Here is a 22,676-nt window from a genome sequence, read left to right as displayed (position 1 = left end):
TCAGCGTCTCCGACATGCTCGCGGGCTCAGGGCTGTCGAGCGCGGAGCGGGCCGAGGCCGAGGCGCAGGGTGCCGAGGGCCAGCCGGTCGAGGCGCTGGCGCCGGCGCAGCCGGCGGGAGCCGCAGCCGCGGAGGAGGCCGAGCCGCAGCCGTCGTTCCGGGCCAAGGGCCTGGAGCAGCCCGAGCGACGCCCGCAGCAGTTGCAGTACTCCGCGCCGACCGAGACCGGTGAGGTCGAGCACCGCGCGGTCGGGACGGCGCAGGACACCCTGACCGATGAGCAGCTCCGGGGCGCGTCGCGCAACGGGCCGTGCCCGTGCGGCTCGGGCAAGAAGTTCAAGATGTGCCACGGCAAGAACCTCTAGTCGGCCAATACCGACGCAGCTCGGCTGCAGCGGCACGGCAGCCCGGACGGCGCCGCCCCCACGGGGTGGCGCCGTCCGCGTTTGACCCGAGGTGCGCCTCGGCGTGCCGGGACGCAGCGGGCCGACGCCGTTGTGCCGGCCGGCGCCCGACACTCCCGGGTGGGCAGCGGTATGCCGGTCAGCCCACCTGGAGGGCCTCGACCCGCCACCGCCCGTCCAACCCGACGAGCCGGAACGCCAGCGCGCGGACGCGACCACCGTCGACGACCACCGCGCTGGCCTCGGCGACCCCGTCGGCGGGCTCGCAGAGCCGGACGCTCCGGACCACGGCCCTGCCGGGGGCTGGTGCCCCGCGACGCCCCTCGCCTGCCGCCCGCCGGGCGGAGACGGCCGCGCGACGCGCGACCACGGCATACACCTCGGGCACGGTCCAGCGCAGGAGCTGCGGCGCCGGCCGCGAACCGGCCATCACCTCGACGAGTGCCTGGGCGATGTGGCCGGCCCACTCACGCGGATCGGGGAGGTCGTCACGCCGCGTGGGCCGCGCACCGAACAGCTGCTCGTCGGTGAGGCTGTCGAAGTCGACCGCGAGGGCGCCCTGGACGTAGCGGGGATCGTCGCCGTCGGTCTCGGGCCACCACTCGGTGTCGGCGATCACCGGCGGCCGGTGCCGAGGGGCGGGCATGATCCGCAGCGGGCGCAGCCGCGGGCGCCCGGGCTCGCCGGACGGCGCAGCCCCTCCCGTGGCGCCCTGCGGGACACGGGAGGCCGGGGCGGCCGAGCCGGCCGAGCTGCCCGGCCCTGACACCGGGCTCCCGGTCACCGGGCTCCCGGTCACCGAGCTCCCGGTCACGGAGCTCACCGCGCCACCGCCTCGGCGCGCGGCGCGTGGAGCACCTGTCCGGGCAGCAGGACGCCGGGGTCGTCGCCGATGACCGAGCGGTTCGCGGCGTACCACCGCGGCCACTCCCCGGCCACCTCGGCATCGGTCGCCTCCGGACCGAGGCGGTGCGCCACGATCGACCAGAGGCTGTCGCCGCGCAGCACCACCACCTCGGCGCCGGAGGTCCGGCGCGGGGTGCCGGCCACGAGGCCGGGGGCGGCTTGGGGCCGCACGACGGGCCGTTGCGGCACCCAGCCGGGTGCCGCGGCCGGTGACTCGGGTCGGGCCGACCGGGTTCCCGTCACGGTGAACCCGGGCAGGGCCGCCCGGTCGGCGGCACCGCCCTGGTCCGGGGCTGCCGTGGGACGAGTCGCGGGAGCGGTCACCGTGAAGCCCGGGGAGGGGGACGGTGGGGCCGCACCGACGGCGGAGCCCGGCGCCAGGACGCCGCTGACGCTCGCGCCGACGAGCACCGCCGCCACCCGCCGCACGGCCGCGGGGGACCACGACCTCGACCAGGCGTCCAGGAGCCGTCCCACCCGGCCGGGCAGGTGAGCGAGCAGGGACGTCAGGGTGGTGACCGCCAGCCAGGCCCCGAGGAGGACGGCCGCGGTGGCCAGGACGGCCCCCACCACCTCGTCGGGCCTCGCTGGTCCGGCGGCCAGGACGGCCTCCCACTGCCGTTCGGCCGAGGCGACGAGCGCCGTCTCCAGCGCCGACCCTGCGACGAGCGCCCCGGTGGCGAGTGCCGCGATCCGTCCCCGTCGTGTGGTTCGGCCTGCCATGTCATCCCCCTGATGAAGCAGTTTGCATGTGTTTACCTTCGTTAGAAGGTATCTGCATGCATTCACGCAGGCAAGGGGTTGCGGGTGCCGTACGCTCGCCACGCCGATCGAGGAGGGGGATGGGATGCGCTGGGAGGACTTGTTCGCGGACCTGGAGTCGCAGTGGGAGGCGGAGCAGCGTCGCGAGCTGGACGCCGAGGTCGCGGACCGGACGCGCCGTGAGCGGGCCACGGTGTCGCTGGGCGACCGCCTCGCCGCGGCGGGGGCCGGCCCCGTCTCGGTGACGCTGCGCGACGGGTCGCGGCTGAGCGGACGGGTCGCCGACGTGGGGGACGGCTGGTGCCTGCTGGGCGAGGCCGGGCGCGCGCCCTGCCTGGTGCCGATCTCGGCCGTCGCGTCCGTGACGGGCCTGGCCGCCAGGGCCGTGGAGGGGTCCGTGGGTCGCAGGTTCGGGCTCGGCTACGCGCTGCGCGCGGTGAGCCGCGACCGTGCCGTCGTGCGGCTGACCGACGCCACGGGTGCCACCTGCACCGGCACCATCGACGCGGTGGGCTCGGACCACCTTGAGCTGGCCGAGCATGCCGCTGACCTGCCCCGACGTCCGGAGAACCTGACCGGCCACCGGGTCGTGCCGTTCGCGTCGATCGTCCTCGTGCGGCCGGTGTGACCGGAGTCGGCGAAGCCGTGCGGCCCGCTCGAGGCCCCTCGGCGGGCCGTCGCTCGCAGTCGGCGAGAGACCTCGCCGGGCGTCGGCTCGGGGCGGTGCTCGCGGCCCCGGGCGAGGTGCAGGGGGCCGGTCACCGTCCCCACGCCGGAGGGTCGGAAGCCGACCCGCCCGGCGGGGTGGGACGTCAGGAGGTCAGTCCTGGCCCTGCCCGAACGGGTGGGCCGCGACGAAGCTCTTGGTCTCGTTGTACATCCGCTGGATGTAGCTCTCGAGCTCGGCGACCTCGACGCGCCACTGCCCCCGACCCCCGACCTTGATCGCGGGCAGCTCGCCGGAGCGGACCAGGGCGTACGCCTGGGCCGAGGAGATGTCCAAAACCTCGGAGACCTCGGACAACTGGATGAAGCGCTTGGCCACGGCCAACCCCTCTCTCGCCCCACTTGACTGGGAACTAACCTTCTCTTGACCAACTTTTTACCATGATCGTGCGATGGCGTCTGGTCGATTCGGGAATTCTCGCATCCTCGGCCGTTCGGGGGAGTTGACAGCCCGGCCCTGTGGATGATCCCCCTGCTGTGGATTAGCCGGGCGGAACGCCCGTTGGGTACGCCATGATGGGCCGCCGGGGGACGCACCAGATCGAGGGGGAGACCGTGAGTGACCTGCCCGTGCCATCGGCGAGCCGGCTGCACCGACCCGGTTGGCGTGACGCCCGCCTGCTCGTGGGCCTCCTGCTCGTGCTCGGGTCCGTTGCCCTGGGCTCGTACGTCGTCGCCCACGCCGACGACCGCCTGCCCGTGTACGCCGCCGCACGGCCGCTGGTGCCGGGCCAGCCGCTGACGCAGGACGACCTGGTCCGCGTCGACGTGCAGCTCGGCTCGCACGCCGGGACGTACCTGTCCGCCGCGGCGGGTCTCGCGCCGGACCGCTACGTCCTGCGGGAGGTCCCGGCCGGCGAGCTCGTCCCGGCGTCCGCCGTGGGCGGCCGGGAGCGGGTCGAGGTCCAGCCGCTCACGCTGGTCGTCGACGCAGGGTCCGCGGCGACGCTGAGGGTGGGGACCCGGGTCGACGTCTACGTCAACCCCGTCGACCCGGCCGCGACGGGCACCGCGAAGCGGTTCACCGGGCCCGAGCTGGCCCTGCAGGGCGTCTCGGTGGCCGGCCTGCCGAAGACGTCGAGCGGTCTGGGGTCCGGCACCGGGGCCGACCGGCCGATCCAGGTGATGGCGCCCACCGACCGGATCAAGGACATCATCGGCGCCGTCGACCTGGGAGCGCGGGTCACGGTGGTGCCGGTGGCCGGCACCGGGGGAGCCCGGTGACGCGCAGCGTGCTGACCGCCCTGACCGGGGCGTGGGAGCCCGACGTCGTGACGGCGCTGGAGGCCACGTCGGGGTATGCCGTGGCACGGCGCTGCGCCGACCTCGCCGACCTGCTCGCGACGGCTGCGGCAGGGCTCGGCGACCTGGCGCTGGTTTCCGCGGAGCTCCGGGCGCTGGACCGTCCGGCGCTGCACGAGCTGGCCGAGCACGGGCTCGGGGTCGCGGGGGTGGTGGCCCCGGGCGACGAGGCCGGGGAGCGGCGCCTGCGCCAGCTCGGCCTGGCCGTCGTCGTGCGGGCGGACGTCTCGACGCCGGACCTGGAGGACGCCCTCGACGAGGTGGCATTCGGGTTCCTCGGGGCCGCCGTGGAGGTCGCCGTCGAGGATCCCGTGGGCGACGACCCGCTCGACCTGCCCGGTGGGCGCCCCGGCCGGGTGCTGGCCGTGTGGGGACCCACCGGAGCTCCCGGTCGCAGCACGGTCGCGCTCAACCTCGCCGCGGAGCTGGCCGTCCACGCACCCACGGTGCTCGTCGACGCCGACACCTACGGCTCGTCGCTCGCCCAGGCCCTCGGACTGCTGGACGAGGCCCCCGGGATGACGGCGGCCTGCCGCGCGGCCGACCAGGGTGGGCTGGACCTGCTGGCCCTCGCCCGCCTGGCGCCCGAGGTGAGCCCCGGCCTCCGGGTGCTGACCGGGACCCCGAGGCCGCACCGCTGGACCGAGCTGCGCGCACCGTCGGTGGCCCAGGTGCTCACCATCGCGCGACAGCTGGCCACGCACGTCGTCATCGACTGCGGCTTCTGCGTCGAGGACGACGAGGAGCTCTCGTACGACACCCTCGCCCCGCGGCGCAACGCCGCCACCCTGACCGCCCTCGAGGAGGCCGACGACCTGGTCGTCGTGGGGGCGGCGGACCCGATCGGGCTGCAGCGGCTCGTCCGGGCCGTCCAGGACCTGGCCATCGTGCCCTCACCGACCCCGACCGTGGTCGTCAACAAGGTGCGCGCCTCGGCGGTCGGCTCGCGCCCGGAGCGCCGGATCGCCGAGGCCCTCGAACGCTTCGCCGGGATGGACGACCTCACGTACCTGCCCTGGGACCAGGCCACGCTCGACGCCGCCATGTTCGCGGGGACCACGCTGCTCGACCACGCTCCCCAGTCCGAGCTGCGGCGGGCGCTGCAGGCCCTGGCGGCCCGGTGGGCCGCAGACGGGGCCACGGTCAGCCGGCGCTCGCGGCGCGCGGCCCGCCGCTGACGGACTCCCGCCGGCGGCGCTGGTCGCCCTGGCGGCCGCCGGGTGGCAGTGGGACTGCGGCAGCCGGCCGGCCGCGGGACGGTCAGGAGCTGAACAGCAGCGTGAGGCCCCCCACCGTGTACAGGACCATGAGGACCAGCAGGGGGACCTGGCCCACGACCGCCGCCCGTCGCGGGAACAGCGTCAGCGCGCGTTCGTGCGCGACCACCACCCCGAGCACGTGACCGGTGATGATCGCGACGACCTGGATGCCGGCGACCAGGCCGGGGGCGATGAGGGCGGCCGAGGGCCGTACGCCGGCGGTGCCGAGCCAGTCGGCGCCCGTGCCGAGCGGGTCGGAGAACTTGGCCAGGCCGTTGGCGCCCTCCCACACCCACAGGGACCAGTAGTGCGCCACGAGGTACCCGGCGGCGATGGGGATGAGCGACGGCGCGAACGCGCTCGCCACGCCCCGGGGCGACACCCGGGCCAGCCGGGCCGAGACCAGGGCCGCGAGGGCGAGCGAACCGGCCACGACCAGGCACACCGCGACCAGGCCGCCGGTCTCCCACAGGCGTGGCACCGCACGGGACTGGACGAAGGAGTACCAGCGGGTCTCGCCGGAGAACCCGTCGTACGCGGTCGAGCCCAGCATCACCGCCGCGACGGCGAGCAGTCCGGGCTCGGGCCGCACCTGCAGCGGCCCGTGCAGCGGCGTGCGCAGGACCCACCGCCGGTCGGTGCGCCGGCCGAGCGGGCTGAGCGTCCCGTAGAGCCCGGACCAGGCCGCGAACGGGTCGCCGCGGTGCAGGTACGGCTGCCCGAACGCGAGCGCCAGCACGAGGCTGAGCAGCAGGTACCCGAGGACGGCGACCCGCAGCACCGGCAGCGTCGCGTTGTCGGGGGCCACGAGCTCGAGCCAGACGAAGGCGGCGAGCCCGGCCGCGGCCGGCCAGTAGCCGAGCCGGTAGTCGGCGAGGGCGAACTCGGGCTCGATCCGCGCCACCTTCAAGAGCCCCGCGTGCAGCCAGCGCACCGGGTTGACCAGGCGCCAGACGCCGCCGACGAGCATCGACAGGAACGCGAGCCCGACCCACAGCCAGACGTAGACGACGTACGGGACGGGGTTGTTGGCGTCGTCCTTGCCCAGGAGGAGGGCCAGCAGGGTCCAGGCCGCGACGACCAGCGTGAGGACGACCGCGACGAACCGCAGGGCCCGGCTGTCGAGCACCCTGGCGAGTCCCCGTGGGAGCGGCACCCCGTCCTCGGCGCCCAGCCGCGGCGTGCGCCAGAGCGCGCCGAGGGCGACGAACGACACGACGAGCGCCGCGCCCGCGCCGACGAGCAGCAGGGAGAACGGCAGCGGCAGGTCTTCGCGCGACCCGACGCCGTGGGCGGGCAGGGCCAGCGACGGCAGCAGTGACAGCCTCACCGGACCGCGATCTTGAGCAGCCGCAGCTCCGGGTGGTGGGTCTCGACCTCGTACACGCCCGGCGACTCACCGGTGAGCTCGACGCTGACCGGTGTCCCGGCGGGGAGCTCCTTCTCGATGTCGAACCCGTGCACGTGGAGCTGGTCGGCGTGGTCGCTGGTGACGGTGAGGGTCATCGTCTCCCCGACGCCCAGGTCGACGGTGCGGGGAGCGGGGGTCACCCGGCTGCCCGTGACCGTCACCGTGACGGTCCGCTGCGCCGGGCTGCTCGAGGACGACGCCGACGACGAGCCGGACGGGGACGGCGCCGACGACGAGGCGGTGGAGGTGGCGGAGGAGCCGGCGCCGCTCGAGGAGGTGCCCGAGGTGGATGCGGCGCCGCCGCCGCAGGCGGCGAGCCCCACGACGAGGACGACGGACCCGGCATACCGCAGGGGTGTGGGCCACGTCATGTTGGTCACGATCCGAAGTCTAGACAGGCCTTTCTGACACGATGTGGGGGTGCCTGACCGCCTCACCTCGCTCGACGCGTCGTTCCTCTACCTCGAGGAGTCGACCACGCCGATGCACGTGGGCTCGGTCATGGTGTTCGACCCGCCGGAGGACGGCTTCGACTACGACCGCCTCGTGCAGCTGGTGTCGACCCGGATCGCCTTCGTGCCACGCTACCGCCAGCGGATCCGCCAGGTGCCCGGCCGGCTGGCGAACCCGGTGTGGGTCGACGACGAGAACTTCGACGTCACCTACCACGTCCGGCGCTCGGCGCTGCCCCGCCCGGGCACGGACGAGCAGCTGCAGGAGTTCGTCGCCCGGATCCAGCCGCGGGCGCTGGACCGGCGCCGGCCGCTGTGGGAGGTCTACCTCGTCGAGGGCCTCGCCGAGGGACGGTTCGCGATCGTCACCAAGTCGCACCAGGCGCTCGTCGACGGGGTCAACGCGGTCGACATCGCGCACGTCATCGTCGACGGCGACCCCGCGGCCGAGGGGCTGGTCACCGACACGTGGCGCCCCGCGCGCGAGCCCAGCGACGTGGAGCTGCTCACCGGCGCGCTCGTCGACGCGGTGCGGCGCCCGAGCGAGGTGGTCGAGAACATCCGCGGTGGCATGGCCGACGTCAAGGCCGTCGGTGCCCGTGCCCTGACCGCGGCCGGGGACGTCATGTCGACCCTCGCCCGCACGGCGGCGAGGCCGGCCCCGCACTCGCCCCTCAACGCGACGGTGGGGGAGGCCCGCCGGTACGTCATGATCGGCACCGACCTCGAGGACTACCGCAAGGTGCGGGCGCGGCTGGCGCGCGGCCGCTACGCCGACGACGTGTCGATCAACGACGTCGTGCTGGCCACGATCTCCGGCGCCTTCCGCTCGTGGCTGCTGACCCGCGGGGAGTCGGTGCACTCCGGCACGACGGTCCGCGCGATGGTGCCGGTGAGCGTCTACGACGAGGGGGCTCGCCACGTGAGCAGCCGCCTGACCGCGTGCTTCGTCGACCTGCCGGTGGGGGAGCCGGGGCCGTCGATGCGGCTGCACCAGATCGCCTTCGCGATGCGCCAGCAGATGGAGGGCGGCCAGGCCGTCGGCGCGGAGTCGCTCGCCGGGCTGGCGGGCTTCGCCCCGCCGACGCTGCACTCGCTCGGCGCGCGACTGGGATCGGCGGTGTCGCGCCGCCTGTTCAACGTCGTCATCACCAACGTGCCGGGCCCGCAGCACACCCTGTATGCCGCGGACGCCAAGATGCTCTCGACCTACCCGGTCATGCCGCTGGCGCGCGGCCAGGCGCTGTCGATCGGCCTCACGTCGTACGACGGAGGGGTCTACTACGGCCTCAACGCCGACCGCGACTCCATGCCCGACGTCGACGTCCTCGGCCAGAGCATCGTCGACTCGCTGGCCGAGCTCCTCGACACGCAGCGGTCGACGCGCCGATGAGCGCGCAGGGGGGCGAGCGCATCCGCCGGGGCCTGGTCCTCGGCGGTGGGGGCGTCCTCGGCGCGGCGTGGATGGTCGGTGCCCTCAGCGCGCTGGAGGCCCAGACGGGACTCGACGCCCGCGACTTCGACCAGGTGGTCGGCACCTCGGCCGGCTCGGTGCTGGCCGGGCTGCTGGGTGCGGGGGTCCCGGTGGCCGACCTGCTGCACCACCAGCTCGAGGGCTCGATCGACGCGGGGCCGCTGGCCGGGTACCTCTGGGACTACGAGCGCGACACCGGGGGCGACCGGCCGGGGCTGCCGCGCCCCGGACTGGGGTCGCGAGAGCTGTTGCGCCGCAACGCACTCCACCTGCGCAGCCTGCCCCCGACGGCCGTCCTGTCGGCGATCCTCCCGGAGGGGCGGGGCAGCCTCGAGGCCGTCGGCGCCATGGTCGGCCACGTCGTGCCGTCGGGCTGGGTGCCCCGGGACGGCGTCACCGTCGTCGCCCTCGACTACGACACCGGCGAGCGGGTGCCGTTCGGGCGCGAGGAGGCGCCCCAGGTCGACCTGCCGGCCGCGGTCATGGCGTCGTGCGCCATCCCCGGCTGGTACCAGCCCGTGCGCATCGGCGACCACCGCTACATCGACGGCGGGGCCTGGTCCTCCACCAACCTTGACCTCATGGTCGGGCTCGGTCTCGACGAGGTCTACGTCCTCGCGCCCCAGGTCAGCTTCGTCAAGGACACCCCCACCCACTGGCGCACCCGGGTCGAGCGCCAGTGGCGCAACCGGGTGACGTTGCGCGCCCTGCGCGAGCTGCACCGGGTCCACGCCGACGGTGCCGAGGTGACCATCCTCGGTCCGGGTGAGGAGGACCTCGAGGCGTTCGGCTCCAACCTCATGGACGTCAGCCGGCGTCCAGGTGTCATCGCCACGTCCCTGCGCACCTCCGCCGCCGCGCTGCGCGACCCCGCCCCCCTGCCCGACCACAGCACCTTCGAGGATGTGGGATGACCCCATGACCCAGACCCGGATCTACCTGCCGCTGACGCCCTCCGACGTGCGCGTGCTCGCCGAGCGCCGCGAGGTCGGCCCGGCGCCCGTCGCCGCGTATGCCGTGACCCGGCGCCTCGAGCGCTCCCTGCCCACCGCCGACGAGGAGGAGTGGGAGTACGCCGCCCTCACCGAGGCGGTCGAGGCGGCAGAGGCCGCGCAGGGCACTGCTGTGGCCAAGCGTGTCGTCGCCGCGGCGGACGTCGACCCGGCCTGGGTCGAGGACGACGCCACCCGCGACGGGCTCGGCGCCGTCAGCATCACCGCGCCGGTGCCGCTGCGGCTCGTCGTGTCGCTGCACGTCGACGAGACGGCCGGGGACCAGGGCATGGAGGACCTGCTCTGGTACGACGTGACCGAGCTCGACGAGGTCCTGCGCCTCCTCTGAGCGCACCCCCCCCGGGTCTTTGCGCGATCCCGGCGGTCCTGACCGCTGTGATCGCGCAAAGACCCGGGGCGGCGACAGTACGGGCGACCGTGTGCGGGTCAGGTGTGCCGGGCGAGGAAGGGGTCGACCAGGGCGTGGTAGGCGTCGGGCCGGTCGCGACGGATGCAGTGCCCGGCCCCCTCGACGACCCGGATGTCCAGGTGGGCGTTGGCGATCCGTGCCGCGCGCTCGCGCACCTCGGGCAGCACGGGGCCGCCCTGCTCGGCGAGCAGGACCAGCGTCGGCACCTCGATCGCGGCGACGACCTCGTCCCAGGGCTGCACCAGGTTGGCGATGCCCAGCCCGAGGAAGTCGAGGTCGACCTGCGCCTTGGACTTCACCCACGGGTCGAGCTCGGCCTCGGGCCAGGTCGGGTTGTCCGCGCGGCCCTGCTCGCGTGACCCCCTCGGGTCGTCCGCGAACGCCCGGCACTCGGCGACCCGCTCGCGCACGACCTCGGCAGGCTGCACGCGGTACTGCGGGTCCCGCCACGCCGGGTCCTCCAGGACGGCGGCGCCGACCAGGTCCGGGCGCCGGGCCGCCAGCGCGCCCGCGATCCCGCCGCCCATCGAGTGGCTCACGAGGACCACCGGACCGCCGTGGTCGGCGGCAAGGTGGACCACGGTGGCCTCGGCGGCGGCACACATCGCCTCCATCGGGTCGTCTGACGTGAGCTGCGCAGGCGTGAAGCGCGGTGACCGCCCGTGGCCCAGCAGGTCGACGCCCACGACGCGGTAGGTGGGGGACCACCGGCGGACGGCGTCGGGCCAGCAGTCGCCGGAGTCGCCCAGCCCGTGCAGCAGCACGACGGTCGGCGTCGACGGGTCCGCGGGGCCGGCCCAGCGGTAGGCGAGCTCTGCACTGTCGTCGGTACTCGGCATACGTGACACCATAGGTGCGCCCTCCCGGCAGCACGGGGAGGTCCCCATCTCCGACGCGACCCCGAGGAGCCCCGCCCGCCATGGATGCCGTCACCCAGGTGCCCGCCCCGATCAACGAGCCCGTGCTCGACTACGCGCCCGGGAGTCCCGAGCGTGCGTCGCTCGAGGTGGCCCTCGCCGAGCTGGGCGGTAACCCCATCGACCTGCCGCACACCATCAACGGCAAGCGGGTCATGGGTGGCGGTCGCAAGATCGAGGTCCGGCAGCCGCACGCGAAGCGCAAGCTCCTCGGCACCATGCGCAACGCGACCCTCGCCGACGCGCAGGCCGCCGTCGACGCCGCGAAGGCCGCCGCCCCGGGCTGGCGCGCCCTGTCCTTCGACGACCGCGCCGCGATCCTGCTCAAGGCGGCCGAGCTGCTCTCCGGCCCGTGGCGCGCCCACCTCAACGCGGCCACGATGCTCGGCCAGTCCAAGACCGCGTACCAGGCCGAGATCGACGCCGCCTGCGAGCTCATCGACTTCTGGCGCTACAACGTCCACTTCGCCCGCCAGATCCTCGCCGAGCAGCCGCCCGCGAACTCCAAGGGCATCTGGAACCGCACCGACCACCGCCCGCTCGAGGGCTTCGTCTACGCGATCACGCCGTTCAACTTCACCGCCATCGCGGGCAACCTGCCGACCGCCCCGGCGCTCATGGGCAACACCGTCGTGTGGAAGCCGAGCCCGACCCAGCAGTTCGCCGCGCAGCTGACCATGTCGCTGCTGGAGGAGGCCGGCATGCCGCCCGGCGTCATCAACATGGTGACCGGCGACGGCATCAACGTCTCCAAGGTCGCGCTCGCCGACCCCGACCTCGCCGGCATTCACTTCACCGGGTCGACGCCGACGTTCCAGCACCTGTGGCAGGAGGTCGGCGCCAACCTGCCGAGCTACCGCACCTACCCGCGCCTCGTCGGCGAGACCGGCGGCAAGGACTTCATCCTCGCCCACCCGTCGGCCGACCCGGACGTGCTGCGCACGGCCATGATCCGCGGCGCGTTCGAGTACCAGGGGCAGAAGTGCTCGGCCGCCTCGCGCGCCTACGTCCCGCGCTCGCTGTGGCGCAAGATCAAGGCCGACCTGGTCTCCGTCACCGAGGGCCTGAGCCAGGGCGACGTCACCGACCTGTCGAACTTCATGGGTGCGGTCATCGACCAGCGGGCGTTCAGCAAGCACTCGGCGGCGATCGACCGGGCGCACGCGACGGCCGGGGTCGAGGTCGTCGCCGGTGGCACGTACGACGACAGCGAGGGCTGGTTCGTGCGGCCGACGATCCTCGAGATCGACGACCCCAGCGACGAGTCGTTCCGCACCGAGTACTTCGGCCCGATCCTGTCGGTGCACGTCTACCCCGACCGCCAGTTCGACAAGGTGCTCGACCAGATGGAGTCGTTCGCCCCGTACGGCCTCACCGGCTCGATCATCGCCCAGGACCGCGTGGCGATCGCCGACGCGACCGAGCGCCTGCGCTTCGCAGCCGGCAACTTCTACGTCAACGACAAGCCGACCGGCGCCGTGGTCGGCCAGCAGCCATTCGGTGGTGGACGCGCGTCGGGCACCAACGACAAGGCCGGTGCCGCGCAGAACCTGCTGCGGTGGACCAGCGCGCGCTCCATCAAGGAGACCTTCAACCCGCCGACGAACCACGCCTACCCGCACATGGGCTGAGGCTCAGCGCACACGCGAAAGGCCCGGAACCGCAACGGTTTCCGGGCCTTTCGCGTATGCCGTGGCCGGTCGCCCCGGCGGTCGAGCCGTCTGTCCTAGCGGGCCAGCCACTCGTGGGCGGTCTTGCCCTCGATGGTGATGGCGTCCTCGATCGCGGGGGCGGCGGCCTTCTCGATCTTGCCGCCGACGAGCGGGATGCTCGCCTTGAGGTCGCCGTCGAGGTGCTCGACGGTGCCGGGCCCGCCGGACTCGAGCGCGAGCGTCCCCTTGAGCGTGATCGGGGCACCGGGCACGGTCATCGCGACCGTACCGGTGCGGGCGCCGTCGGCCCCGGCGGCCTGCCACGTCTGGGTCTCCACGACCTTGAGGGTGTTGCCGACCATGGACCTGGCGAAGTCGGGCAGGCCGTCGGCGGGCAGCTCACGCTCGGTGCGGATGACCGTCGCGTCGCCCTCCGCCGTCACCGAGGCGGTGTAGGAGATCGCCCCGGTCGCCGCGCACTTGGCCTCCTGGAAGGCGACGTCGGCGAGGACGGCGAACACCTCGTCCGGGGTGGCGGCGTACTCGAGGGTCCGGGCGATCTTCATGCGGGCTCCTGTGGTCTCGGGGCGTGCAGGCGCGCCCAACCCTAGCGGCGCCGGCCCTCAGGCTCGCGACCAGCGCAGCCGGACCGGCTGGCCGGGGACGGCCTGGGCGAGCAGGTCCTGGGCCGTGTCCGTGAGGACCGCGACGACCGGGTAGCCGCCGGTCACGGGGTGGTCGGCGAGGAACACGACGGGCTGGCCGTCGGCAGGGACCTGCACGGCGCCACGGACCACCCCCTCGCTGGGCAGCTCCCGACCCTCGAGGGACGCAGGTCGTCGCAGGGGCTCACCCGCCAGCCGCACGCCCACCCGGTCACTGGCGGACCCGACCGTCCACTCGCCGCGGACGAGCGCCTCGGCGTCGGCCAGCCAGGCGGTGCGCGGGCCGGCCACGACGTCGAGGACGAGGGTCCCCGAGGGCAGCGGAGGGTGGGGTGCCACATCGACCGTGGGGTGGCCCGCGGCGTGGCCGACCGGCAGCAGGGTCCCCGGCGCGAGCGGCTCGGGGCCCAGGCCCGACAGCGTGTCCGTCGACCGCGAGCCCAGGACTGCGGGGACGTCGAAGCCTCCCCGGACCGAGACGTACGTGCGCAGGCCCCGCTCCGGTGCGGGCAGCCGGAGCACCGACCCGCCGGGGAGGTGGAACGGGGCGGCGTGGGCCACGGGTGTGCCGTCGACGGTGGCTGCCGTGGCGGCCCCGGTGAGGGCCAGCGTGACGCCGCCGTGCGCGCGCACGGCGAACCCGCCCGCGTGCACCTCGACCGCCGCGCAGTCGGCGTCCTGCCCCAGCAGCCGGGCGCCCAGGGCGTGGGCGCGGCGGTCGGCAGCACCGGAGGGGCCGACACCGACCCCGGCGTGACCGGTGCGACCGGAGTCCTGCAGCAGGGCGAGCGGTCCCGGTTCGAGCACCTCGAGGTGGGCACGCCGCGTGGTCCCGGACGTGGCCGTGACCTCGCCCGGGGCCGTGTCCGTGGTTGCCGTCCGTGCCGTGGTGGTTGGTGGGCCCGCCGCCTGCCGGGACCGTGGCGCCGACGTCGAGGTCGTGTGGTCGCCTCGACCGGCGTCGACGAAGCGCACCTGCATCCCCGGCCGCAGCAGCGCGGGCGGGTCGGCGGTGAGGTCCCACAGGACGACGTCGGTGTGCCCGATCAGCTGCCAACCGCCCGGGGAGGAGCGGGGGTAGATGCCGCTGAACCGGCCGGCCAGCCCCACCGCGCCGGGAGGCACCCGCGTCCGCGGCTCGCCCCGGCGCGGGACCTCGAGCCGGGGGTCGCCGCCGGCGAGGTAGGCGAAGCCGGGGGCGAATCCGCCGAAACCCACGGTCCAGGGCCTGCCGGTGTGGGCGGCGACGACCTCCTCCGTCGTCAGACCGGTGTGGTCGGCCACGTCGCGCAGGTCCGGGCCGTCGTACCGGACGGGTACTACGACCTCTGGCGGTCCCTCGTGGCCGAGCCCGTGACGCGCGGCCTGCGCACGGTCGGTCGCAGCCCCGGCGAGCGGTGAGGCGTCGACGTCCTCGACCCGGGACCGCAGGGCCGGCAGGTGCCGCGCCGAGGCGGCGACGAGCAGGAGCGTCCGCGCCCCCGGGACGGCGTCGACGAGGCCCGTGGGGCGGTCGTGCTCCCACAGGAGCCGGTGCAGGGCCAGGGCCTCGTCGAGGTCGGCGCACTCGACGAGCACCGCCCGTGGCCCCGACGGGAGGACGCGCACCGGCGATCAGCCCGTGCCGTCGACGAACGGAGCCAGCCGCATGCCGGCCGACTCCAGCGACCGGCGGACCTCGGTCGCGAGCGAGACCGCGCCGGGGGAGTCGCCGTGGACGCAGACCGACTGCGCGCGCACCTCCACGGTCGACCCGTCGACCGTCTCGACCACCCCCTCGACGGCCATCCGCACGGCCCGGGCGGCGACGACCTGCGGGTCGTGCAGCACCGCACCCGCGTGGCTGCGCGGCACCAGGCGGCCGTCGGAGGTGTAGCCGCGGTCGGCGAAGGCCTCGGTCGCGGTCCGCAGCCCGGCCTCCTCGGCGAGCGACAGCAGCGCCGAGCCCGGGAACCCCAGCACCACCAGCTCGTCGTCGATGCGGCGGACCGCCTGGACCACTGCCTCGGCCTGCGCCTCGTGGTGGACGACGGCGTTGTACAGGGCGCCGTGCGGCTTGACGTAGGCCACCCGCGTGCCCGCTGCGGCGCAGAGCCCCTGCAGCGCGCCGACCTGGTAGACGACGTCCGCCACGAGGTCGGCCGGGTCGATGTCGACGAACCGGCGACCGAAGCCGGCGAGGTCGTGGTAGCCGACCTGGGCCCCGACGACGACGCCGCGCTCGGCAGCGGCGACACAGGTCTGCAGCAGGGTGGCGGGGTCGCCGGCGTGGAACCCGCACGCGACGTTCGCGCTCGTCACGAGGTCGAGCATCGCCTCGTCGTCGCCGAGCTGCCAGCGCCCGAACGACTCACCGAGGTCGGCGTTGAGATCGATGTCGGTCATCGGCGCAGCACCTCGGCGTGGGTCGCGAGCAGGTCGCCCGACCTGCGCAGTGTCGTGGCCAGGCGGGCGCGGCGGGTGCGCAGGAGTGACTCGACCGAGTCGAGCCGGTCCTGCAGCTCGGAGCGCAGGTCGTCCTGGGCCGTGGTGGCGCGGGGGTCGGCCACCCCGGCCACACCCCATCGGGGTGCCAGCCGTCCGGACCTCTGCTCGAGCCCGGCGGCCGCCGCCCGGTCCAGCAGCTGCCTGGCGTCGGACAGGGCCTCGGCGAGGTCGCTGGAGTGTGCCTGCAGCGCCGACCCGACCTGGTCGAGCTCGGCCACCGCCACCGCGAGGGAGCCGGCCAGCTGCGCGGCCCGTCGCCGGGCGCGGACCACGGATGCCGCCGGCCTCGGGGCGTCGGCCGGGTCCACGGCCGCGTGCAGGCGGCGCTGGTCGGCGCGCAGGCGGGCCGCCAGCTGGCGCAGGGTCGAGCCGAGCAGGGAGCAGGAGGCGGGGTCGCCGGCCACGGTCACGGCCGGCTCCGGGCGGTGTGCAGCGGTGCCGACCCGTCGGCGGCTGCAGGCCGACGGCCGCGGCCCCCGCCGAGCCGCACCCGGTCGGACAGGTCGCCGCAGGACGCCTCGACCTCGCGGAGCAGGTCGGCGACCTGGTCGAGGTAGGCCTCGAGCGTCGACTGCGTCTCCCGGTCGCCGAGCTCGGGGTAGTGCGAGAGGACCTCGTCGGCGCCCTCCCGGGCCGCGCCGCGGACGTCCTCGAGGGCCGCGCCGAGCGCGGCGAGGGGGTCCGGGGGAACCGGCGTCCGCGGCATACGGCCACTGTAGTGACCCTGATGCGGACGACCCCCGCGCTGCCCACAAGGCAGCCGGGGGTCGTCGTCGCGTGCGGGCCTCTAGCCCGCTTCGTCAGTACCAGGTCTTTCGTCCACCGATGGCGCGGCCGGTGGCGCCCAGGAGGGAGAGGATCAGGCCGACGACGATCAGGATGATGCCGATGGTCGTCAGGATGGAAATCGAGGCCACGAGGCCGATGATCAGCAGAATGATGCCGAGGATGATCACAGGGACTTTCCTTTCATCCACTGTAGGGGGTGGGAACAGCCAACCACCGGTTGGCCGGTTCCGCATCCCTGACCTGCACGGACACGCCGCCGGAGGCCGGCGGCAGGAGGTCGGGAGGCGCCCTACCGGCGGGTTCGCACCGTCGTGCGTCGACACCCGCGCGCAGCGATAGTCTCGGGTCACGGGTGCACGACGGCGTGACCCCATGCGCACATCGACACGTGAGGATGAAGCCGACCGACATGTCTGGGTCGCTGGAGCAGTCTCGTCAGCAGCTGTTGCACACCGCCGCCGAGCGGGCCGACCACGCGGGCGGTGAGGGGGTCGAGGCGTACCTGCGCAGCTACTACCGGCACGTCGCCACCGAGGACCTCCTGGCCCGGGCCCCGGAGGACATCCTCGGCGCCGCGCTGGCCCACCGGGAGCTGGCCCAGCACCGGCCCGTGGGCACGGCGACCGTCGACGTCTTCAACCCCGAGGTCGAGGAGCAGGGCTGGACCAGCGGGCACACCGTCATCCAGGTCGTCACCGACGACATGCCCTTCCTCGTCGACTCCGTGAGCTCCGAGCTGCTGCGGATGGACCGCGTGGTGCACCTCGTGGTCCACCCGGCGATGACGGTCCGCCGCAACGCTGCCGGCGAGCTGGAGGAGGTGCTGCTCGACGGCAACGGCAACGGTGCCGCGGCCGGTGGTTTCGGCCAGGTGCGGGAGTCGTGGATGCACCTCGAGGTCGACCGCGACAGCGACCCCGAGAGCCGCGAGCGCATCGCCGAGAACCTGCGCCGCGTGCTGGGAAACGTGCGCGAGGCCGTCGAGGACTGGCCCAAGATGCGCGCCGCCTGCCGGCAGGTCGCCGCCGACCTCGACACCGAGCCGCCGCACGGCATACCGGACGAGGAGGTCGGGCAGGCGCGCCAGCTCCTCGACTGGCTGTCCGACAACCACTTCACGTTCCTCGGGTACCGCGAGTACGCCCTGCACCGCGGCGTGGACGCCGACCGGCTCCAGGCGGTGCACGGCACCGGGCTCGGCCTGCTGCGGTACGACCCCACCGGCGAGGGCGTGCTGCTCTCGGAGCAGGCGCGCCAGGTCGCCCGCGCGCGCGAGCTGCTCATCATCACCAAGGCCAACTCGCGGGCGACGGTGCACCGCAACACCTACCTCGACTACGTCAGCGTCAAGCAGTTCGACGCCGAGGGCGAGGTCACCGGGGAGAAGCGGTTCCTCGGCCTGTTCACCTCCAGCGCCTACACCGAGTCCGTCACGCGGGTGCCGGTGTTGCGCGACAAGGTCGACGCCGTGTTCGAGCGCAGCGGGTACCTGCCCGACTCGCACTCGGGCAAGGACCTGCTCGAGGTGCTCGAGAACTACCCGCGGGACGAGCTGTTCCAGACCGACGAGGAGACGCTCCTCGACAACGCGACCGACGTGCTGCACCTGCAGGAGCGCCGCAAGACCAAGCTGTTCCTGCGCCGCGACCGGTTCGGCCGGTTCGTGTCCTGCCTCGTCTACATCCCGCGCGACCGCTACAACACGGCCGTCCGCCTCAAGATGGAGACCATCCTGCGGCGCGCGTTCGCCGGGGCGAGCGTCGACTACACGACGAGGGTGTCGGAGTCGGTCCTCGCCCAGCTGCACTTCGTCGTGCGCGTGCCCTCCGGCGCGTCCATCCCCGACGTCGACGAGTCGGTGCTCGAGCGCCAGCTCGTCGACGCCACCCGCACGTGGGAGGAGGACCTCGGCGAGGCGGCGCGCACCGAGCACGGCGAGGAGGCCGCTGCCCGGCTCGCGGGGCTCTACGGACGGGCCTTCCCCGAGGCGTACAAGGAGGACTTCAGCCCGCGGGTCGGCGTCGCGGACATCCGCCAGATGGAGGGCCTGGCCGACGACGACGCGACCGGCCTGAACATGTACCAGGAGCCGGGCGCGCCCGCGAACGAGCGCCGGTTCAAGCTCTACCGCCGCAGCCCGCTGTCGCTGACCCAGGTGCTGCCGATGTTCACGCACATGGGCGTCGAGGTCGTCGACGAGCGGCCCTACGAGATCGAGCGCAGTGACGGGGTCACGCTGTACGTGTACGACTTCGGGCTGCGCGTCCGCAACGACAAGGTGTGGACGGGGGAGGGCGGCCGCGACCGGCTGCGTGAGCTGTTCCAGGACGCGGTCGGCGCGGTCTGGCAGGGCCGGGCGGAGAGCGACGGGTTCAACGCGCTCGTGCTCGGTGCCGGGCTCACCTGGCGGCAGGTCGTCATCCTGCGCACCGTCGCGAAGTACCTGCGCCAGACGGGGTCCACGTTCTCGCAGGACTACGTCGAGAGCGCCCTGGTGCAGAACCTCGGGCTGGCCGGGAAGCTCGTGTCCCTCTTCGAGACCCGCTTCGACCCCAGCCGGTATGCCGGTGGGGCCGGCGAGGAGCGCGCGGCCGCCGAGGCGGAGGTCGTCGAGGCGATCACCGCCGGGCTGGACGACGTGAGCTCGCTCGACCAGGACCGCATCATCCGGGCCTTCCTGGGCGTCATCACGGCGGCCCTGCGGACGAACTTCTACCAAGTCGACGACGACGGCCGGCCGAAGCCGTACGTGTCGGTCAAGCTCGACCCCACCAAGGTGCCGGACCTGCCGGCCCCGCGGCCGCAGTTCGAGATCTTCGTCTACAGCCCGCGGGTCGAGGGCGTGCACCTGCGGTTCGGTCCAGTGGCGCGCGGCGGCCTGCGCTGGTCGGACCGCCGGGAGGACTTCCGCACGGAGATCCTCGGCCTGGTCAAGGCGCAGATGGTCAAGAACGCCGTCATCGTGCCGACCGGCTCCAAGGGCGGGTTCTACGCCAAGCAGCTGCCCGACCCGTCGGTCGACCGCGACGCGTGGCTGGCCGAGGGCATCGAGTCCTACAAGGTGTTCATCTCCGGCCTGCTCGACCTCACCGACAACCGCAAGGGCGGCGAGGTCGTGCCGCCGCCGTCCGTGGTCCGCCACGACCCGGACGACTCCTACCTCGTCGTCGCCGCGGACAAGGGGACGGCGACGTTCTCCGACATCGCCAACGGCGTCGCCCAGTCCTACGGCTTCTGGCTCGACGACGCGTTCGCCTCGGGCGGCTCCGCGGGCTACGACCACAAGGCGATGGGCATCACGGCCCGCGGTGCCTGGGAGTCGGTCAAGCGCCACTTCCGCGAGATGGGCGTCGACACCCAGTCGCAGGACTTCACCGTCGTCGGCATCGGCGACATGTCCGGCGACGTGTTCGGCAACGGCATGCTGCTGTCGGAGCACATCCGGCTCATGGCCGCCTTCGACCACCGGCACATCTTCGTCGACCCGAGCCCGGACGCGGCGACGTCCTACCCGGAGCGCAAGCGGCTCTTCGAGCTGTCCCGGTCCTCCTGGGCGGACTACGACCGGTCGCTGATCTCGGCCGGCGGCGGCGTCTTCGAGCGGACCCTCAAGGCCATCCGGATCACCCCGGAGATGACCGAGGCGCTCGGGCTGCCCAAGGGCGTGACCTCGATGACACCGGCCGAGCTGATGAAGGCGATCCTGCTCGCGCCGGTCGACCTGCTCTGGAACGGCGGCATCGGCACCTACGTCAAGGCGGCCGGCGAGTCGAGCTCCGACATCGGCGACCGCGCCAACGACGCGATCCGCGTCGACGGCGCGGACCTGCGGGTCAAGGCGGTGGGCGAGGGCGGCAACCTCGGGCTCTCCCAGCTGGGTCGGATCGAGGCCGCCCGCAACGGAGTTCGCGTCAACACCGACGCCATCGACAACTCCGCAGGCGTCGACACGTCCGACCACGAGGTCAACATCAAGATCCTGCTCACCGAGCAGGTGCGGGGCGGCGACATGACGCTCAAGCAGCGCAACTCGCTGCTGGCCTCGATGACCGACGACGTGGCCCGCCAGGTGCTGCGCCACAACTACGAGCAGAACGTGCTGCTCGGCAACGCCAGGGCCCAGGAACACCCCATGCTCCCCGTGCACCAGCGGCTCATCCACTGGCTGGAGGAGCGCGGAGACCTCGACCGCGGACTGGAGTTCCTGCCGAGCGACTCCGAGATCGACCGCCGGTTCGCGGCGGGCGAAGGCCTGAAGTCGCCGGAGTTCTCGGTCCTGGTCGCCTACGCCAAGCTGGCGCTCAAGGAGGACCTGCTCCCGACCGAGCTGCCCGACGACCCGTGGTTCCAGCAGACGCTGACCGACTACTTCCCGCCGGCACTGCGCGAGCAGTTCGCCGCCGAGCTCGGGCAGCACCCGCTGCGCCGCGAGATCATCACCAACTCGGTCGTGAACTCGATGGTGAACCGGGGAGGCATCACCTTCGCGTTCCGGGCGATGGAGGAGACCGGGGCGACGCCCGAGCAGATCGCGCGCGCCTTCGTCGTGGCCCGCGAGATCTTCGACCTGCCGTCCTTCGTGGCCCAGGTCGAGGCGCTCGACAACGTCGTCTCCACGGACGTGCAGAGCCGGCTCTACCTGGAGTTCCGGCGCCTCATCGACCGCGCGATCCGGTGGTTCCTCACCTCGCGCCCCTCGCGGCTCGACGTCGCGGGGGAGGTGGCCCGCTTCGGCGCGGTCGTCGCCGAGCTCGCGCCGCGGATCCCCGAGCTGCTGCAGGGTGCGGAGCTGAAGCGGTTGCAGCGCAACGCTGCCGGGCTGGAGAAGGCCGGTGTGCCGGAGGCGCTGGCGATGCGCGCCGCGAGCCTGCTCGACCAGTTCTCGCTGCTCGACATCGTCGACATCTGCACCGACACCGAGGAGTCGCCGGCCGACGTGGCGCCGCTGTACTTCGTGCTGTCGGAGCGGTTCGGCATCGACGGCATGCTCAGCCGCGTCACCAACCTGCCGCGTGACGACCGCTGGGACGCCCTGGCCCGCGGTGCCCTGCGCGACGACCTGTATGCCGTGCTCGAGAGCCTGGTGCGCAGCGTGATCGACGCGTCGACGACGGGTGCGGAGCCGGCGAAGCGGTACGCCCAGTGGGCCGACGCGAACGCCGAGTCGCTGACCCGGGCCAAGGCCGCGCTGCACGGGATCGAGCGGCTCGACAAGCCCAACATCGCCGCCCTGTCGGTGGCCCTGCGCACCCTGCGCTCGGTCATCCGCTCCGGCGCTGCGTCCACGTGACGGAGAGGGCGGAGCGGTTGACGTCGGCGCAGGGGCTCGCTGCGCTGGAAGTCGTTTCCCTGCAACGGTTCCCGGTGAAGGCGACGGGTGCCGAGCCATGCTCCTCGCTCGAGGTCGAGGACCGTGGCGTGGTCGGCGACCGCGGGTACGCGATCTACGACGTCGCCGGCAAGCTGGCGTCGGGCAAGCACTCCCGCCGGTTCCGCCGGATGGACCCGGTGTTCGAGCTCGAGTCGTGGATGGCCGGCGACGTGGTGCACCTCCGGCTCCCGGACGGGACCAGGGTGGTGGCGGGGTCGCCGGAGGCGGACGAGCGGCTCAGCGGTCTCTTCGGTGAGCCGGTCGCGGTGCGCAGGGAGACCACCACGCCGCACTTCGACGCGGGCAGCGTCTCCCTCGTCGGCACCGCGACCCTGGTCGAGCTCGGGCGGCACGAGGGCGACGGCAGGCCGCTCGACCCGCGGCACCTGCGCGCGAACGTCGTCGTCACCACCACCGAGCCGTATGCCGAGGACGCCTGGGTGGGCCGCGAGCTCACGGTCGGCGGGGTGCGCCTGCGGGTGCTCGAGCCGATCGAGCGGTGCCGCATGGTCGGCGTCGCGCAGGTCGACCTGCCGGCACGGCCGGGGATGCTCAAGACCGTCAGCGACCAGCACGACCTCTGCGCCGGGGTGTACTCGGAGGTCCTGCGCCCGGGGACCGTCGCCGTCGGCGACGTCGTGCACCTGGACTGAGCCGGCGGCATACACCCGCGGGCG

At 73.8% G+C, this 22,676-nt stretch carries 22 protein-coding genes; 10 read left to right on the top strand and 12 right to left on the bottom strand.

The features are described 5' to 3' along the window. The first annotated feature begins 14 nt into the window (after positions 1–14). Complete coding sequence (locus tag RKE38_RS19560; RefSeq protein WP_410055447.1) at positions 15–365, top strand: SEC-C metal-binding domain-containing protein; 351 nt, start codon at positions 15–17, stop codon at positions 363–365. A gap of 178 nt (positions 366–543) precedes the next feature. On the opposite strand, the gene RKE38_RS03035 is transcribed toward RKE38_RS19560, so the two are convergent. Both RKE38_RS03035 and RKE38_RS03030 read right to left on the bottom strand, forming a co-directional pair. Further along, positions 544–1,227: an Rv3235 family protein gene (locus RKE38_RS03035; RefSeq protein ID WP_316005975.1), complete on the bottom strand. Its 684-nt coding sequence runs from the start codon at positions 1,225–1,227 to the stop codon at positions 544–546. Next, positions 1,224–2,033: a hypothetical protein gene (locus tag RKE38_RS03030; protein WP_316005974.1), complete on the bottom strand. Its 810-nt coding sequence runs from the start codon at positions 2,031–2,033 to the stop codon at positions 1,224–1,226. The genes RKE38_RS03035 and RKE38_RS03030 overlap by 4 nt, the downstream gene beginning before the upstream one ends. A 124-nt stretch (positions 2,034–2,157) precedes the next feature. On the opposite strand from RKE38_RS03030, the gene RKE38_RS03025 reads away from it, so the two are divergent. Continuing rightward, positions 2,158–2,700, top strand: a complete 543-nt coding sequence (locus RKE38_RS03025) for a hypothetical protein (RefSeq protein WP_316005973.1) — start codon at positions 2,158–2,160, stop codon at positions 2,698–2,700. 192 nt (positions 2,701–2,892) lie between these two features. Here the strand turns inward: RKE38_RS03025 and RKE38_RS03020 are convergent, their stop codons facing one another. Beyond that, the gene (locus RKE38_RS03020) at positions 2,893–3,117 is read right to left on the bottom strand and encodes a helix-turn-helix domain-containing protein (protein ID WP_310149325.1); all 225 of its coding nucleotides are present in this window, start codon (positions 3,115–3,117) and stop codon (positions 2,893–2,895) included. Between the two features lie 236 nt (positions 3,118–3,353). Here RKE38_RS03020 and RKE38_RS03015 point away from each other — a divergent pair, with 236 nt between their 5' ends. Both RKE38_RS03015 and RKE38_RS03010 read left to right on the top strand, forming a co-directional pair. Beyond that, entirely contained in the window at positions 3,354–4,022 is a 669-nt protein-coding gene (locus tag RKE38_RS03015; protein WP_316005972.1) for an SAF domain-containing protein, read from the top strand. After that, entirely contained in the window at positions 4,019–5,278 is a 1,260-nt protein-coding gene (locus RKE38_RS03010) for a hypothetical protein (protein ID WP_316005971.1), read from the top strand. The genes RKE38_RS03015 and RKE38_RS03010 overlap by 4 nt, the downstream gene beginning before the upstream one ends. A gap of 82 nt (positions 5,279–5,360) precedes the next feature. Here RKE38_RS03010 and RKE38_RS03005 read toward each other — a convergent pair whose 3' ends face one another. Together RKE38_RS03005 and RKE38_RS03000 are read right to left on the bottom strand one after the other, a co-directional pair. Next, complete coding sequence (locus tag RKE38_RS03005; protein WP_316005970.1) at positions 5,361–6,689, bottom strand: hypothetical protein; 1,329 nt, start codon at positions 6,687–6,689, stop codon at positions 5,361–5,363. Further along, positions 6,686–7,150 carry a cupredoxin domain-containing protein gene (locus tag RKE38_RS03000; protein WP_410055424.1) on the bottom strand — a complete coding sequence of 155 codons (465 nt, stop codon included), beginning with the start codon at positions 7,148–7,150 and terminating at the stop codon, positions 6,686–6,688. Before RKE38_RS03000 ends, RKE38_RS03005 begins: the two co-directional genes overlap by 4 nt. A gap of 40 nt (positions 7,151–7,190) precedes the next feature. Between RKE38_RS03000 and RKE38_RS02995 the strand changes: the two genes are divergently transcribed. From RKE38_RS02995 to RKE38_RS02985, 3 genes are read left to right on the top strand one after another with little or no spacing between them, the layout of a single operon-like run. Next, on the top strand, positions 7,191–8,615 hold the full coding sequence (locus RKE38_RS02995) for a wax ester/triacylglycerol synthase family O-acyltransferase (protein WP_316005969.1): 1,425 nt from the start codon (positions 7,191–7,193) through the stop codon (positions 8,613–8,615). Continuing rightward, complete coding sequence (locus RKE38_RS02990; protein WP_316005968.1) at positions 8,612–9,610, top strand: patatin-like phospholipase family protein; 999 nt, start codon at positions 8,612–8,614, stop codon at positions 9,608–9,610. The genes RKE38_RS02995 and RKE38_RS02990 overlap by 4 nt, the downstream gene beginning before the upstream one ends. Before the next feature lie 4 nt (positions 9,611–9,614). After that, positions 9,615–10,037 (top strand): DUF6912 family protein, encoded by a 423-nt coding sequence (locus RKE38_RS02985; protein WP_316005967.1) that lies wholly within the window; start codon positions 9,615–9,617, stop codon positions 10,035–10,037. A gap of 98 nt (positions 10,038–10,135) precedes the next feature. Here the strand turns inward: RKE38_RS02985 and RKE38_RS02980 are convergent, their stop codons facing one another. Further along, entirely contained in the window at positions 10,136–10,957 is an 822-nt protein-coding gene (locus RKE38_RS02980; protein ID WP_316005966.1) for an alpha/beta hydrolase, read from the bottom strand. A gap of 80 nt (positions 10,958–11,037) precedes the next feature. Here RKE38_RS02980 and pruA point away from each other — a divergent pair, with 80 nt between their 5' ends. Beyond that, positions 11,038–12,666 (top strand): L-glutamate gamma-semialdehyde dehydrogenase, encoded by a 1,629-nt coding sequence (pruA, locus tag RKE38_RS02975; protein WP_316005965.1) that lies wholly within the window; start codon positions 11,038–11,040, stop codon positions 12,664–12,666. A 95-nt stretch (positions 12,667–12,761) separates the two neighbouring features. On the opposite strand, the gene RKE38_RS02970 is transcribed toward pruA, so the two are convergent. From RKE38_RS02970 to RKE38_RS02945, 6 genes are all read right to left on the bottom strand, one after another. Further along, on the bottom strand, positions 12,762–13,253 hold the full coding sequence (locus RKE38_RS02970) for a DUF2505 domain-containing protein (protein ID WP_316005964.1): 492 nt from the start codon (positions 13,251–13,253) through the stop codon (positions 12,762–12,764). Between the two features lie 57 nt (positions 13,254–13,310). Beyond that, positions 13,311–14,960, bottom strand: a complete 1,650-nt coding sequence (locus RKE38_RS02965; RefSeq protein ID WP_316005963.1) for a 5-oxoprolinase/urea amidolyase family protein — start codon at positions 14,958–14,960, stop codon at positions 13,311–13,313. 6 nt (positions 14,961–14,966) lie between these two features. Continuing rightward, positions 14,967–15,737 (bottom strand): 5-oxoprolinase subunit PxpA, encoded by a 771-nt coding sequence (locus RKE38_RS02960; protein WP_316005962.1) that lies wholly within the window; start codon positions 15,735–15,737, stop codon positions 14,967–14,969. Beyond that, positions 15,734–16,249 (bottom strand): hypothetical protein, encoded by a 516-nt coding sequence (locus RKE38_RS02955; RefSeq protein WP_316005961.1) that lies wholly within the window; start codon positions 16,247–16,249, stop codon positions 15,734–15,736. Before RKE38_RS02955 ends, RKE38_RS02960 begins: the two co-directional genes overlap by 4 nt. Continuing rightward, positions 16,246–16,545: a hypothetical protein gene (locus RKE38_RS02950; protein ID WP_316005960.1), complete on the bottom strand. Its 300-nt coding sequence runs from the start codon at positions 16,543–16,545 to the stop codon at positions 16,246–16,248. Before RKE38_RS02950 ends, RKE38_RS02955 begins: the two co-directional genes overlap by 4 nt. Before the next feature lie 94 nt (positions 16,546–16,639). After that, a complete protein-coding gene (locus RKE38_RS02945; protein WP_310149296.1) occupies positions 16,640–16,795 on the bottom strand; it encodes a DUF6131 family protein in 156 nt (51 codons plus the stop codon). A gap of 242 nt (positions 16,796–17,037) precedes the next feature. On the opposite strand from RKE38_RS02945, the gene RKE38_RS02940 reads away from it, so the two are divergent. Both RKE38_RS02940 and RKE38_RS02935 read left to right on the top strand, forming a co-directional pair. Beyond that, a complete protein-coding gene (locus tag RKE38_RS02940; protein WP_316005959.1) occupies positions 17,038–21,918 on the top strand; it encodes an NAD-glutamate dehydrogenase in 4,881 nt (1,626 codons plus the stop codon). Then, complete coding sequence (locus tag RKE38_RS02935) at positions 21,915–22,652, top strand: MOSC domain-containing protein (protein WP_316005958.1); 738 nt, start codon at positions 21,915–21,917, stop codon at positions 22,650–22,652. Before RKE38_RS02940 ends, RKE38_RS02935 begins: the two co-directional genes overlap by 4 nt. Positions 22,653–22,676: the final 24 nt, after the last annotated feature.

Origin of the sequence: Phycicoccus sp. M110.8, from assembly GCF_032464895.1 — a bacterium.
Lineage (GTDB): Bacteria > Actinomycetota > Actinomycetes > Actinomycetales > Dermatophilaceae > Pedococcus.
Note: the sequence above shows the minus strand (reverse complement) of the source record. Positions and strands in the feature narration are given on the sequence as shown.

Bases quoted from the DNA above. Each gene is read 5' to 3' on its own strand.
- RKE38_RS02990 (WP_316005968.1), top strand. From the start codon at position 8,612: ATGAGCGCGCAGGGGGGCGAGCGCATCCGCCGGGGCCTGGTCCTCGGC.
- RKE38_RS19560 (WP_410055447.1), top strand. From the start codon at position 15: ATGCTCGCGGGCTCAGGGCTGTCGAGCGCGGAGCGGGCCGAGGCCGAG.
- RKE38_RS02985 (WP_316005967.1), top strand. From the start codon at position 9,615: ATGACCCAGACCCGGATCTACCTGCCGCTGACGCCCTCCGACGTGCGC.
- RKE38_RS02980 (WP_316005966.1), bottom strand. From the start codon at position 10,957: ATGCCGAGTACCGACGACAGTGCAGAGCTCGCCTACCGCTGGGCCGGC.
- RKE38_RS03030 (WP_316005974.1), bottom strand. From the start codon at position 2,033: ATGGCAGGCCGAACCACACGACGGGGACGGATCGCGGCACTCGCCACC.
- pruA (WP_316005965.1), top strand. From the start codon at position 11,038: ATGGATGCCGTCACCCAGGTGCCCGCCCCGATCAACGAGCCCGTGCTC.
- RKE38_RS03025 (WP_316005973.1), top strand. From the start codon at position 2,158: ATGCGCTGGGAGGACTTGTTCGCGGACCTGGAGTCGCAGTGGGAGGCG.
- RKE38_RS02970 (WP_316005964.1), bottom strand. From the start codon at position 13,253: ATGAAGATCGCCCGGACCCTCGAGTACGCCGCCACCCCGGACGAGGTG.
- RKE38_RS02960 (WP_316005962.1), bottom strand. From the start codon at position 15,737: ATGACCGACATCGATCTCAACGCCGACCTCGGTGAGTCGTTCGGGCGC.
- RKE38_RS02950 (WP_316005960.1), bottom strand. From the start codon at position 16,545: ATGCCGCGGACGCCGGTTCCCCCGGACCCCCTCGCCGCGCTCGGCGCG.
- RKE38_RS02940 (WP_316005959.1), top strand. From the start codon at position 17,038: ATGTCTGGGTCGCTGGAGCAGTCTCGTCAGCAGCTGTTGCACACCGCC.